This window comes from Paracidovorax anthurii (genome assembly GCF_003269065.1).
Classification (GTDB): Bacteria; Pseudomonadota; Gammaproteobacteria; order Burkholderiales; family Burkholderiaceae_C; genus Paracidovorax; species Paracidovorax anthurii.
The window spans coordinates 1-13,099 of sequence record NZ_QLTA01000042.1 but is presented as its reverse complement, the minus strand read 5'-3'; the positions used below and the strand labels follow the sequence as shown (position 1 = coordinate 13,099).

The 13,099-nt window shown below is 71.5% G+C and carries 14 protein-coding genes; 12 read left to right on the top strand and 2 right to left on the bottom strand.

The window, feature by feature from the left end:
- Positions 1 to 2 precede the first annotated feature (2 nt).
- The 11 genes from AX018_RS17890 to AX018_RS17840 all read left to right on the top strand — a co-directional run bounded on the left by AX018_RS17890 (position 3) and on the right by AX018_RS17840 (position 9,844).
- Positions 3 to 1,205 carry a flagellar hook protein FlgE gene (locus AX018_RS17890; protein ID WP_111880014.1) on the top strand — a complete coding sequence of 401 codons (1,203 nt, stop codon included), beginning with the start codon at positions 3 to 5 and terminating at the stop codon, positions 1,203 to 1,205.
- A gap of 13 nt (positions 1,206 to 1,218) precedes the next feature.
- Complete coding sequence (locus AX018_RS17885) at positions 1,219 to 1,959, top strand: flagellar basal body rod protein FlgF (RefSeq protein WP_111880011.1); 741 nt, start codon at positions 1,219 to 1,221, stop codon at positions 1,957 to 1,959.
- A 49-nt stretch (positions 1,960 to 2,008) separates the two neighbouring features.
- Entirely contained in the window at positions 2,009 to 2,797 is a 789-nt protein-coding gene (gene flgG / locus AX018_RS17880; RefSeq protein ID WP_170146295.1) for a flagellar basal-body rod protein FlgG, read from the top strand.
- Complete coding sequence (gene flgH / locus AX018_RS17875) at positions 2,797 to 3,468, top strand: flagellar basal body L-ring protein FlgH (protein WP_111880006.1); 672 nt, start codon at positions 2,797 to 2,799, stop codon at positions 3,466 to 3,468. The genes flgG and flgH overlap by 1 nt, the downstream gene beginning before the upstream one ends.
- Positions 3,469 to 3,491: 23 nt before the next feature.
- The gene (locus tag AX018_RS17870) at positions 3,492 to 4,616 is read left to right on the top strand and encodes a flagellar basal body P-ring protein FlgI (RefSeq protein WP_415842088.1); all 1,125 of its coding nucleotides are present in this window, start codon (positions 3,492 to 3,494) and stop codon (positions 4,614 to 4,616) included.
- Positions 4,617 to 4,630: 14 nt separating this feature from the next.
- The gene (locus AX018_RS17865; protein ID WP_211322477.1) at positions 4,631 to 5,002 is read left to right on the top strand and encodes a flagellar biosynthesis protein FlgJ; all 372 of its coding nucleotides are present in this window, start codon (positions 4,631 to 4,633) and stop codon (positions 5,000 to 5,002) included.
- A 53-nt stretch (positions 5,003 to 5,055) separates the two neighbouring features.
- Positions 5,056 to 6,426 (top strand): flagellar hook-associated protein FlgK, encoded by a 1,371-nt coding sequence (flgK, locus tag AX018_RS17860; protein ID WP_111880004.1) that lies wholly within the window; start codon positions 5,056 to 5,058, stop codon positions 6,424 to 6,426.
- 13 nt (positions 6,427 to 6,439) lie between these two features.
- The gene (gene flgL, locus AX018_RS17855) at positions 6,440 to 7,351 is read left to right on the top strand and encodes a flagellar hook-associated protein FlgL (RefSeq protein ID WP_111880001.1); all 912 of its coding nucleotides are present in this window, start codon (positions 6,440 to 6,442) and stop codon (positions 7,349 to 7,351) included.
- 34 nt (positions 7,352 to 7,385) lie between these two features.
- Complete coding sequence (locus tag AX018_RS17850) at positions 7,386 to 8,591, top strand: hypothetical protein (RefSeq protein WP_111879998.1); 1,206 nt, start codon at positions 7,386 to 7,388, stop codon at positions 8,589 to 8,591.
- A 361-nt stretch (positions 8,592 to 8,952) separates the two neighbouring features.
- Entirely contained in the window at positions 8,953 to 9,123 is a 171-nt protein-coding gene (locus AX018_RS25305; RefSeq protein ID WP_170146294.1) for a hypothetical protein, read from the top strand.
- Positions 9,124 to 9,289: 166 nt separating this feature from the next.
- Positions 9,290 to 9,844 (top strand): hypothetical protein, encoded by a 555-nt coding sequence (locus tag AX018_RS17840; RefSeq protein ID WP_111879995.1) that lies wholly within the window; start codon positions 9,290 to 9,292, stop codon positions 9,842 to 9,844.
- 26 nt (positions 9,845 to 9,870) lie between these two features.
- Here AX018_RS17840 and AX018_RS17835 read toward each other — a convergent pair whose 3' ends face one another.
- A complete protein-coding gene (locus AX018_RS17835) occupies positions 9,871 to 10,539 on the bottom strand; it encodes a DNA-3-methyladenine glycosylase I (RefSeq protein WP_111879993.1) in 669 nt (222 codons plus the stop codon).
- 167 nt (positions 10,540 to 10,706) lie between these two features.
- Here AX018_RS17835 and AX018_RS17830 point away from each other — a divergent pair, with 167 nt between their 5' ends.
- The gene (locus tag AX018_RS17830) at positions 10,707 to 11,834 is read left to right on the top strand and encodes an aminopeptidase (protein WP_111880097.1); all 1,128 of its coding nucleotides are present in this window, start codon (positions 10,707 to 10,709) and stop codon (positions 11,832 to 11,834) included.
- A 2-nt stretch (positions 11,835 to 11,836) separates the two neighbouring features.
- Here the strand turns inward: AX018_RS17830 and AX018_RS17825 are convergent, their stop codons facing one another.
- Positions 11,837 to 12,940 carry a hypothetical protein gene (locus tag AX018_RS17825; protein ID WP_111879991.1) on the bottom strand — a complete coding sequence of 368 codons (1,104 nt, stop codon included), beginning with the start codon at positions 12,938 to 12,940 and terminating at the stop codon, positions 11,837 to 11,839.
- Positions 12,941 to 13,099 lie beyond the last annotated feature (159 nt).

Genomic DNA, 13,099 nt, shown 5'->3' with positions numbered 1-13,099 from the left:
CCATGAGCTTCGATATCGCACTGTCCGGCCTCTCCGCCATCAACGACCAGCTGGAGACCATCAGCCACAACCTCGCCAACACCGGCACCTACGGCTACAAGTCCAACCGCGCGAACTTCTCCTCCCTGTACGCCGGCCAGCAGGCCATGGGCGTGGAGGTGGGTTCCACCACCCAGTCCATCGCCCTGGGCGGCAACGCACAGAACACCGGCCGCGACCTCGACGCGATGATCCAGGGCCGCGGCTTCTTCATGACGCGCAGCACCGCCGGCGAGACCGTGTACACCCGCGTGGGCATCTTCGGCACCGACACCAGCGGCTACGTGGTGGACAGCTTCGGCCGCCGCCTGCAGGGCTACGCGCAGGTGTACGACACCGCGGGCCGCCCCGTGGAAGGCACGCTCGGCGCCATGGGCGACCTGAAGCTGCGCGACGGCCAGATCTCGGCGCAGGCCACGAGCACGCTGCGCTACGTGGGCAACCTCTCCTCGGACTGGACGGTGCCCACCGTGGCCACGTTCGACGCCACCAACGCGCAGAGCTACAACGGCACCGCTTCCACCGTGGTGTACGACTCCCTGGGCACGAAGCACACCGTGTCGCAGTACTTCGTGAAAACGGCCGCCGGCGTGACGGTGCACTACAGCTTCGACGGCACGGCGCAGACCACCACCACGGACATGACGTTCGACACCAAGGGGCAGCTCACGGCCCCCACCGGCCCGGTGAGCCTCGCCATCCCCACCATCGCCGGCGCGGACGCGCTCACCGTGGCCATCGACTACACGGGCACCACCCAGTTCGGCGGCGCGACCACCACGCTGACCAACGCCGCCAACGGCTACGCCTCCGGCGTGCTCACGGGCGTGCAGATCGACGAGACCGGCGCCGTGATGGGCATCTACAGCAACGGCATGAAACAGAGCGCCGGCACGATCGCGCTGGCCACCTTCCCGAACGAGGAAGGGCTCGCCCCCGTGAGCGACACCGCCTGGACCGCCTCCACCGCCTCGGGCAGCCCGGTGTTCTCCACGCCGGGCACCGGCATCGCGGGCACGCTCAAGTCGGGCTCGCTGGAGCAGTCCAACGTGGACATGTCCACGCAGCTCGTGATGCTGATGACGGCGCAGCGCAACTACCAGGCCAACACCAAGGTGATCTCCACGCAGAGCGCCATGGTGCAGTCGCTGATGCAGGCGATCTGACGCCCGGGCCGCCATGGACGCACTGATCTACACCGTGATGAGCGGCGCGGAGCGCTCGCTGCGCGCCCAGCAGGTGCACGCCAACAACCTGGCCAACCTGGAGACGGCGGGCTTCCGCGCCAACCTGGAGCAGGCCACCTCCGACACCGTGCCCGGCTACGGCTACGACAGCCGGCACATGAGCCGCATGCAGGCCCAGGCCGTGTCCGCCCGCGAGGGCGCCGTGCGCGCCACCGGCCGCGACCTGGACGCGGCCATCGCGGGCCCGGGCTACTTCGCGGTGGAATGGCAGGGCGGCGCCGGACAGGTGCAGGAGGCCTACACGCGCGCCGGGCATTTCGACATCGACGCCGAGGGCACGCTCACCGTGAACGGCCGCCCGGTGCTCGGCGAGGGCGGCCCCATCGTGGTGCCGCAGTACGAGCGCATCGCCATCGGCGAGGACGGCAGCGTGCTGGTGCAGAACCCCGGGCAGCAGACGCTGCAGGTGGTGGACCGGCTCAAGCTCGTCAACCCGGCGCCCGGCGACGTGACCAAGAACACCGCGGGCCTCATCGTCGCGCGCTCGGGCGAGGCCCTGCCGGCGGACGACACCGTGCGCCTGCGCCCGGCGCACCTGGAGGGCAGCAACGTCTCGGCCGTCGAGGAGATGGTGGCCGTGATGGACATCAGCCGCGAGTTCGAGGTCCAGATGAAGCTCTACCGCAGCGCCGACGGCATGGCCGAGAGCGGCAACCGCCTGCTGCGCGAGTGAGCGCAGCACCGCCCCCGAACACCCCGCACCGAACACCAGGAGAAACACCATGAATCCCGCCATGTGGGTCAGCAAGACCGGCGTGCAGGCCCAGGACGCCAAGCTCCAGGCCATCGCCAACAACCTCGCCAACGTGAACACCACCGGCTTCAAGCGCGACCGCGTCGTGTTCGAGGACATGTTCTACCAGGTCGAAAAGCAGCCCGGCGCGCAGAACGACACCAACACCGTCACGCCCTCGGGCGTGCAGCTGGGCACGGGCACGCGCCTGCTGGGCACGCAGAAGACCTTCACCGAAGGCCCGCTGCAGACCACGGGCCAGCAACTGGACGTGGCCATCATCGGCCTGGGCTTCCTGCAGGTGCAGCAGGCCAACGGCGACACGGCCTACACCCGCGCCGGCCAGTTGCAGGTGAACGCCGAAGGGCGCCTGGTGACCGCGCAGGGCCTGCCCCTGCTGCCGGAGATCACCGTGCCGGCCAACGCCACGGCCGTGAACATCGGCGAGAACGGCGTGGTCTCGGCCACCGTGCCCGGCGCCACGGCCCCCACGCAGCTCGGCCAGATCAACCTCGTGAGCTTCCTCAACCCCTCGGGCCTGCGCGCCCTGGGCGGCAACCTCTACCTGGAGACCGCCGCCAGCGGCGCGCCCACCGAGGGCGCCCCGGGCGAGAACGCGCTGGGCAAGCTCAAGCAGGGCGCGCTCGAAGGCTCCAACGTGCAGGTGGTGGAGGAGATGGTGGACATGATCGCCGCCCAGCGCACCTACGAGATGAACACCAAGGTGCTCTCCGCCGCCGACAACATGATGCAGTACCTCGCGCAGGCGGCACGGTGATGGCGCGCCCCGGCCCGCTCCTTCTCGCCGCAGGCGCCGCGCTCCTGCTGGCCGGCTGCGCCGCGATGGAGCCGCCGCAGCCACCGCAGCCGCAGTTCGTCGAGCCGTTCCCGCAGCCCCCGGCCCAGGCGGCCGGCCGCAGCGGCGGCGGGGTGTACGCGCCGCAGACCCCGTGGCTGCTCACCTCCGACAGCCGGGCGTTCCGGCCGGGAGACGTGCTCACGGTGGTGCTGCAGGAAACCACCCAGGCCAGCAAGCGCGCCGGCACCCAGTTCGGCAAGGAAAGCAGCCTGGGCATCAGCCCCACGGTCATCGCCGGCAATTCCATCAAGACCGACATCAGCGCCGGGGCCTCCAACACGTTCAACGGCAGCTCCTCCAGCACCCAGCAGAACACGCTGCAGGGCGCGATCACGGTGATCGTCCACCGCGTGCTGCCCAACGGCCTGCTGCTGATCCAGGGAGAAAAAAGCCTCTACCTGAACCAGGGCGAGGAACTCATCCGCGTGACGGGCTACGTGCGCGCGGGCGACATCGACACCGAGAACCGCGTCTCGTCCCAGCGCATCGCCAACGCCAACATCGTGTACTCCGGCCGGGGCACGCTGGCCGACGCGAACAGCGCGGGCTGGCTCTCGCGCTTCTTCGTGAGCCCCTGGATGCCCTTCTGACCCCGTCGCCGCGACGCCCCGCCATGCCCATGCCCTCCCGCCTCCTCTCCCTGCTGGCCGCCCTGCTCGCGCTGGCCGCGCCCGCCGTGCCGCACGCGGCCACGCGCACCGAACAACCCCTGCGCAACCTCGTGCATGTCGAGGGCGTGCGCGAGAACCAGCTCATCGGCTACGGCCTCGTGGTCGGCCTGCGCGGCAGCGGCGACAGCACGCAGGTCCGGTTCGCGGGGCAGTCGGTGGGCAACATGCTCAAGCAGTTCGGCGTGAAGATGCCCGAGGGCACCAGCGCCACGCTCAAGAACGTGGCCACGGTGATGGTGAGCGCCACCTTCCCGCCGGGCTACCGCAAGGGCCAGACCATCGACGTGACGGTCTCCTCGATGGGCGACGCCAAGAACCTGCGCGGCGGCGTGCTGCTGCTCACCCCGCTGCGCGCGGCCGACGGCGAGATCTACGCGCTGGCCCAGGGCAACCTCGTGGTGTCGGGCGTGTCCGCGCAGGGCGGCAGCGGCTCCAGCGTGACCATCAACACCCCCACCTCGGGCCGCGTGCCCAACGGCGCGACCGTCGAGCGCGAGATCGAGAGCGATTTCGACAGCGGCGATACCGTGCAGCTCAGCCTGCGGCGCCCGCATTTCCAGACCGCCGCCAACATCGTGACGACCATCAACCGCCGCTACGGCGAGATCGCCAGCGCCCGCAGCGCCACCACGGTGGAAGTGCGCGCGCCCGCCAGCCCCAACCAGCGCGTGAGCTTCGTGGCCGCCCTGCAGGCCCTGCCCATCGACGTGGGCACCGAGGTGCCCCGGGTGATCCTCAATTCGCGCACCGGCACGGTGGTGATCGCCGAGGGCGTGCGGGTCAAGCCGGCCGCCGTGTCGCACGGCAGCCTCAAGGTGGTCATCTCCGAGCAGCCGGCCGTGAGCCAGCCCGGCCCCTTCAGCCAGGGCCAGACGGCCGTGGTGCCGCGCTCGCAGGTGAGCGTGGAGCAGGGCAACGGCCACATGTTCAACCTGCCCGCGGGCACCAGCCTGCAGACCATCGTGGACAGCATCAACAGCATCGGCGCCTCGCCCGACGACATCATGGCCATCCTCCAGGCGCTCGACCAGGCGGGCGCCATCGAGGGCGAGCTGGTCGTGATCTGAGCGCAGGCCCCCGCATGACCACGCCCCTGAACCCCGCCTCCGCGGCCGCTGCCGCCTCCTCCGGCCCCGGCGAGGACGCCGTGCTGCGCGCGCGCACCGAGGAGGCCGCGCGCAAGTTCGAGGCCTTCTTCATCGCCGAGGCCCTGCGCGGCATGCGCCGGAGCACGCGCGAGATGGCCAGCGAGGACAGCATCTACCGCAACCGGGTGAACGAGGACATGCTGGACATGGCCGACACCCTGGTGGCCGACGCGCTCGCGGGCCAGCGGGCCTTCGGCATCGCCGACGTGATCCTGCGCCAGCTCCTGCCCGCTCAGGCCGCCGCGGCCCCGGCGGCGCCCGGGCCGCTTAAGCCGGACGGCGATCCGGTCGCCTTACCCGGATAACCGCCACGCCCGCCCCGGGCGCAGCCCATCGACTCCACCGCCGCACACCGAACATGATCTCCAACATCGCCCTGTCCGGCGCCATGGCGGCGCAGGCCGCCCTGGCGGTCTCCAGCCAGAACACCGCCAACGCCATGACCGAGGGCTACACCCGCCAGGGCGTGCAGCTCTCGGCCGTGGGCGCGCTGGGCCGCAAGAACTCGCCCGGCAACGGCGTCGAGGTGTCGGCGCTGCTGCGCTTCGCCGACAGCTACAAGAGCCAGCAGCTCTGGAAGTCCCAGTCCGGCCTCGCCCAGTATTCGCTGCCGCAGCAGTACTACACCCAGCTCGAATCGGTGCTGGGCGACGACACCGCCAACATCGACCACGGCCTGGACACGTTCTTCGCGGCGCTCAACGCCAGCACCACCGAGCCCACCTCCACCCCGCTGCGGCAGCAGGTGCTCACCGCCGCCGAGGCCGTGGCACAACGCTTCAACCAGGCCGCGCAGCTCATCGACAACCAGCGCGTGTCCATCGCGCGGCAGCGCGGCGCCATGGTGGACGAAGCCAACTCGCTGCTCGGCAGCATCGCCCAGCTCAACGAGAAGATCGTGGCCTCGCAGACCACCGCCGGATCGGGCGTCTCGGGCCTGATCGACGAGCGCGACAACAAGATCGACGAACTCGCCAAGATCCTCGGCGTGCAGGTGCTCGACAAGGCGGACGGCTCGCGCGACGTCACCCTGCCCGGCGGCCAGCCGCTGGTGCTGGGCAGCCTCGCGGGCCAGCTGTCGCTGCAGACGCTGGCCGACGGCACCCAGTCCACCACGGTGAAGTTCGTCAACGACACCTTCACCCTGCCCGCCACGGGACTGGGCGGCGGCCTGGGCGGGCTGGGGGATTTCGAGAGCCGGGAGCTGCTGCCCCTGCGCCAGAGCCTGGCCGAAATGGCCCGCCAGTTCGGCGACGCCTTCAACACCCAGCTCACGGCCGGCTTCGCGCAGGACGGCATGGCGGGCAAGCCGCTCTTCGACACGGCGCCCGGCTCCGGGCTCCTGCAGGTGCGCACCGACGTGAAGGCGCAGGACCTCGCCTTCTCCAGCGACAGCACCCAGCCCGGCGACAGCGGCAACCTCCTCCGGCTCGTGGCCCAGCAGAACCAGTCCGTCTCGCTCACCACGACGGGCTCCGTGCTGCTGAGCGACGCGCACACCCAGCTGCTCGGCCGCCTGGCCATGAACAGCCGGCAGAACCAGGTGGCCATCACCACGGCCACCACGGTGCGCAACCAGGCGGTGGAGAGCTGGAAGTCCACCAGCGGCGTGAACCTGGACGAAGAAGCCATCAACCTCCTCCAGTACCGCCAGATGTACGAGGCCAACATGAAGGTCGTGGGCGTGGCCAACGACCTCATGGACATGACCCTTGCCCTGATCCGCTGAACGGAAGCACGCCATGCGCATCGCCAGCACCCAGTACCACACCACCATGAACACCGCGCTGCAGGGCGCCAACGAAAAGGCCAACGCCATGCTGCAGCGCATGGCCACCGGCCAGCGCATGCTGGTGCCCTCCGAGGACCCGGTGTCCCAGGTGCGCCTCATGCGCCTGGGCCGCGAGGAGGCCGCCATCGACCAGTACCGCAAGAACATCGAGACGCTGAACTCGCGGCTGGAGCAGAACGAGAGCCACCTCTCGAACATCGTGAACGACAGCATGGACGCGCGCGACCTGCTCGTGTGGGCCCTGAACGGCTCCAACGCGCCCGAAGACCTGAAGGCCATGGTGAGTTCGTTCGACGCGCTGCGCGAGAGCATCCTCTACACCGCCAACACCCGCGACCGCGAGGGCCGCTACCTGTTCTCGGGCACGGCCATCGACACGGCGCCCATCCGCTACGACCCGGCGCAGCCCGTGGGATCGCGCTACACCTTCGCCGGCAACACGCAGGAGCAGGCCGTGGCCGTGGGCAGCGGCGTCACCCAGCCCGCCAACGTGAGCCTGCCCGAGGTCGCCGCCCTGCTCAACCACCTGGAGCAGGCCGGCGCCACCATGGCGACCAGCGGCGTGAACGTGAACGACCCGGCCGTGCGCGCCACGCTGACCGCCGCGCTCGACGGCCTGGACGCGAGCAAGAATTCGATCGACACCCAGATCGCCCGGCAAGGCGGCCGCCGCAACATCCTGGAGGCGCTGGACGGCAACCACGCCGACGTGAGCCTGTCCAACCAGACGGCGGCCCTCACCATCGCCCAGCTCGACTACGGCGACGCCGCCGTGAAGCTCAACGGCTACACGCTGGCCGTCGAGGCCACGCAAAAGGCCTATGCCAAGGTGAGCGGGCTGTCGCTGTTCAACCTGCTGTGACCCGCGCCGCAGCGGACCGCCCCACGCCACGCCCATGCTCGTCGATCCGCCCTCCACGCCCCGACTGATCTCCGAGCGCGCCGCGCCCATCGCCGGCGTGCGCGCGCCCGGCACCGGCGCCACCGCCGCGGGGTCGTCCAGCGGAGCGGTGGACGCCACGGCGCGCGACACCGGGCCGCGCGGCGCGCGCGCGCAGGACGCCGCCGCGAGCGGCGCGCCGCAGCCGCCCCCGCTGCGCGCGGGCTTGTCCTCCTGGGAGCCCGGCTACCACCGGGGCATCGGCCACGCCCAGCAGGCCCTTGCATACCTGGCCGATCTGGACACCCAGCTGCGCGGGCTGGGCGATGGCGTGGCCGCGCGGCTGCAATCGCGCATGCCGCAATCGCCCTCCGCCGAACCCACGGCGGATGCACCGGCGGGCGGCGGCGACGCTCAGGAGCTGCAAGCGCTGCAGGCCCGCATCGCGCGCCTGGCGCAGCGCTGGAGCGAGCGCCGCCAGGCCACCGGCCAGAGCCTGGACGGCGACCTGAACTACCGCGCGCGCGGCGATGCCCGCCAGGGCTTCCAGCTGGCCGGGCTCAACGCCACCACCCTCGCCAGCGGCGCGCGGGAGACGCTGTTCCTCTCGCTGGGCGGCGTGGGCCGCCAGCCCGTGCCGGTCGATATCGACCCCGCCCAGCCGCCGCAGGAGCTGGCCCGGCGCCTGGACGTCGCGCTGGCCCCGCAGGGCGTGCGCGCACAGTGGGACGAGGGCGAGACACGGCTGCGCTTCTCGGTGGACGAAGCGCGCTGGCCCGCCGTGCGCGACACGCTGGCCGTGCAGGGCGGCGGCGTGCGCTACCCCGCGGGACAGATGGTCCTCGCCCGCCCCGGGGCCGAGCCGTCCGCGCTCGATCCCGCCCAATGGGGCGTGGCCGATGCCGAGGCGCAACGCCGCACCCTGCGCGCGGTGGTGGCTGCGCAGCAGAAGGTGCGCGCCGGGCAGCAGCAGGTCGGGCAGGTGCTGAGCGAGGCCGCCAGCACCGCTTTCGCGTCCCCGGCCGCCGAAGGCACCGGCGCCGCGCAGGCCGGCGATGCCGCCGCGCCCGCCGGCCTGGCCTGGGCGCAGCGGTTCACCGTGCAATTCGCCGGGCAGCTGCAGCAGCCGGACTACCGCGCCATCGCCGCCGCGGCCCCCGCGCTGATCGGCATCAGCCGCGAGCGCGTCGTGGCGCTGCTGGGCCTGCCCGCGCAGCCATGACCCCCGCTTAGAACGTGTTCACGATCTCCCAGGGGTCGCGCAGTGGCGTGTGCGGGAGGGATGCAAGGCGCGGTGCGCCGCCCATAGCCCGGCTATGGGCCAGCGCCGCAACGCCGCAGACCGCCCGCACACGCCACTGCCCGAAGGGTTGGAGCGAAATCGGGCGATTGGACGCCCCGGCTGCTTGCATGGGCATGAGCCCATGTGGCGCATCCGAGGCATCCACTCATCCCGATTGCGCTCCAACGCGACCCCTGCGAGATCGTGAACACGTTCTTACGGCCCCGCCAGGCCACGGTGCCGCACGGCTATGGCCTAATAGCGGGTTTTCACAGCACGTTCCAGCAGGAGTCACCACACCATGGGCAACAAGATCGTTACCGAAGCCGACCGCAAGCACACCCCCGCACCGAAGCCGCTGCCCGGCATGTCCCTTCCCACGCCCGGCCGCGGCCAGCGCGTGAGCCTGGAGCGCGGCGTGGCCACGCGCAGCAAGAAGAACCCCGGCAAGCGCACCAAGAAGGGCGGCTGAGCCCCCTTCGCCGCAGGGGCCGCATCCGGCCCCTCCCGCGCACAGAGCCCTCCACCCGGAGGGCTTTTTTCATTGTTTTCATGGGCGTGGGGGTCTTCTTCCATGCCCGCGCGCACGGGCACGGCACGGGCACAATGGGGTCCTCGCAGCAGCCGCGGGAGCTTCCATGCCCTCCTCCGCCCTCTCCCCCCACGACGCAGGCGCGCTCTACGCGGCGCTGCAGGCGGGCCCGCTGGCCGGCAGCGCGATCACCGTGCTGCACATCGGGGCGGCGCATTCCTCGATCGCGAGCGGCACCGGGCCGCAGCCCCACGTGCTGCGCACGCTGGACGTGGGCTCGTACGCCACCGCCGCCGCCTGCCTGCGGCACCAGCCGCCCACCGGGGCCGAGGTGGAGCAGGCCATCGCGGTGGTGGAAGACGCGGTGATGCCGGTACGCGCCGTGCTGCCCGCGGGCTCGGCCCTCTACACGGCCGACGCGGACATCCGCCGGATCGCGCTGCAGGCGGGCATCCCGGCCCAGCCGGAGATGCAGTTGCCGCTGGAGGCCCTGGAGCGCGTCTACCAGCGCATGGCCTCGCGCGCCATGGGTGGCGCCCCGCAGGGGTCGGACGCGGTGGAAGACGACCCCGCCTTCATCGCCACCCTCGTGATCCTGCGCGAATGCCTGCACCACCTGGGCTTCGAGGGCATCTCCATCCGCTCGGAATCGGCCTACTGACTCGGGCTACTGAAGCCCGAGCCCGCTCACGGCGCGGCCGCCGGCACCTCGAAGGCCGCCCGCGCCGCCAGGGCCGCGTCCCGGGTGGCGCAGCCCTCGATGTGGTCGTTCACCAGCCCCATCGCCTGCATGAAGGCGTACATGGTGGTCGGCCCCACGAAGCCGAAGCCGCGCTTCTTCAGGTCCTTGGAGAGGGCCACGGCGGCCGGCGCCGTGGTGAGGGCGCGCACGGCCGCCAGCGTGAGCCGCTCGGGCCGCCCCTCGGCGGCGGCGGGCGCGAAGCGCCAGACATAGCGCGCCAGCGAACCGAACTCGCGCCGCACCTCCAGCGCGCGCCGCGCGTTGCGGATCGCCGATTCGATCTTGCCCCGGTGGCGCACGATGCCCGGGTCGGCCAGCAGCCGCTCCACGTCGGCCGCGCCGAAATCCGCCATGCGCTCGGCGTCGAACTGCGCGAAAGCCGCGCGGAAGGCCTCGCGCTTGTTGAGGATGGTGATCCAGCTCAGGCCCGCCTGGAAGCCCTCCAGGCAGAGCTTCTCGAACAGGCGCCGGTCGTCGTCCACCGGAAAGCCCCACTCGTGGTCGTGGTAGTGGCGGTAGAGCGGCGTGGCGCGGCACCAGAAGCAGCGCGGCGCGTCGCCCGGGGCGTCGGCGAAGAGGCCCTCGGGCAGGTCGGTGTGGCGGGAATCGGGCATGGCACGATTCTAGGAAGCGCGGAGCCCCGGCGGGGCTTCGTACACTGCGGACACCGCCATGCGCCCGTGCCCGGATGCGAACTTTCCCGCGCCGCGCGGGCTCTCATCCCCTTTCCCGAGCGCCGCCACCGATGATGCCTCCGAGCCCTTCGACCATCGCCCGCGCCATGCGCATCGCCTCCCTCGCCCCGGGCCTGCTGCTGGCAGGCTGCGCCCACACGGGCGACACCCTGGGCTATTACTGGCAATCGGTGCGCGGGCACCTGCAGATCATGCAGGCCGCCGCGCCCGTGGACGACTGGCTCGCGCGCACGGACACCTCCGCGCCGCTGCGCGAGCGCCTGGATCTGGCCCGCCGGGCACGCGCCTTCGCCGTCACCGAGCTGCACCTGCCCGACAACGCCAGCTACCGCCGCTATGCCGACCTGGGCCGCCGCGCGGCGGTGTGGAACGTGGTGGCCGCGCCGCCCGACTCGCTCACCCTGCACACGTGGTGCTTCCCCATCACCGGCTGCATCGGCTACCGGGGCTACTTCGCCGAGGCCGACGCCCGCGCCGAGGCCGCGCGCCTGTCCGCCCAGGGGCTGGAGGTCGGCGTGTACGGCGTGCCGGCCTATTCGACGCTGGGCTACACCAACTGGCTCGGGGGCGCCCCCCTGCTCAACACCTTCATCGCCTGGCCCGAGGGCGAGTTCGTGCGGCTGCTGTTCCACGAACTGGCCCACCAGGTGGTGTACGCGAACGGCGACACCGTGTTCAACGAGTCGTTCGCGACCGCCGTGGAGCGGCTCGGCGTGGCCCGCTGGCTGGCCGAGCGCGCCACGCCCCAGGCCCAGGCCGAGTACGAGCGCGGCGAGGCCCGGCGCAGCGCCTTCCGCGCGCTGGCGCGCACCACACGCGAAAAGCTCTCGGACCTCTACGATTCCGCCCGAAAACCCGACCATGTCGCCGAGAAATCTGCGTTTCTTGCTATGAAAAATGAAGCAATGGAGCGCTTCCGGGCCGACTATGCCGCGCTGCGGGCCCGCTGGCTCGATGGCGGCGCGGCCACGCCCGCGCAGATCGCCGGCTACGACCGCTGGGTGGCCGAGGCCAACAACGCCACCTTCGGCGCCCAGGCGGCCTACGACGACCTCGTGCCCGCGTTCGAGGCCCTGTTCGAGCGCGAGGGGCGCGACTGGCCGAAGTTCTACGAAGCCGTGCGCGCGCTCGCCGCGCAACCGGCGCCCGAGCGGCTGGCGAACCTGCGCGCCCAGCGACCGCCCCCGGCCGCCGCGTCTGGCTCCGCAGGGTAGCCTCAACCGCGCCGATTCCCTCCAGGGCACTGTCGGCGCCACGCCAGCAAACCGAGCATGGCGCTGAGGCATGCGAGTGCCCACGGCGCATCCACGGGGATCGGTTCCCCTCGCAGGATGGTGGCCGTCGCCGAGGACTGGCTGCCGACGATATAGCTGCCGCCGTTGGGTTGCAGGGTCAGCGTGGCGCTCGCACCCGTGTCATGGGCGGAGGATTCCGCGCGGATCTCGCACGAGACGGCCGTGCTGCCCGCAGGAATCGTCAGCGGATCGGAGCAGGTGGTGGTGTAGGCATTGCTGGCCGAGGGCGGAACGATGCGCACGCTCAGTCCGCCGGCGGGCGCAGGGGCATTGGACGTGACCGTACATGTTTCCACCGGATGCTCCACAGTCAGCAGGGTAGGGGTGCATGCCAGGGTCAGCGTCGGCGGGCCCAGGGTCACCGTGATCTTCACCCGGCCTGCGCTGCCCGCCAGCCCCGTGGAACTGCTCGCATTGGTCGGTGTGTTTCCGCCCACGCCCCCAACGCCGTCGGTGCTGGTGCTCGCGGAAACCTGGGACATCTGATAGCTGCCATTGCCCAGGACGCATGAACCGCCGCCGGTGCCGGGGCCCGTGGCTTGGCCCTGGGTGGGGTCGTTGGCATGCGGATTGTCGATGCCGAAGGTTCCGCCCGTGCCCACCGCGCCCGCATAGCCGCCTCCGCCGCCACCGCCGCCGCCGCCGTTTCCGTTGTTGGTCTGCGCCGTGTTGGGCGTCGTTGCCCCGGCCTGTCCGTCCCCGGGTTGGCCGCACTGCGCGGCGTTCACCGTCAGGGACCCTGCCGTGTTGTCGCTGGCATTGGGACCGGGGATGTGCCAGTTGCCCGCCCCGCCACCGCCGCCGCCGCCCGCGCGGACGAACGCCTGCCCCACGGTGACCACGGAGGCTCCCCCGCCGCCGCCGCCACCGCCACCGCCCTCGGTGGGGCCGTTGACGCCCGCCTGTCCGCCGGAGCCGCCGCTGCCGCGGCCGGCCCCCCCGGCGCCGGCCCCCCGGGCAGGGTTGGTGCCCGAATTGGAAAACTCTCTTCCGGCCGAGCCGCCGTTGCCGACGAAGGCATTCACCGTTTCGCCGCCCCTCAGGGCAATGCCAGTCAGATAAGCCCTTGGAAGTCTGATGGGAGCTAAAAAGGGAACGTGTGCAACACGTTCCCTTTTTGCTTTGCGCCTGCTCGAAAACACCCTGACCCAAACCCTGCAACAAGCCCCCAACGATAGCCTGGG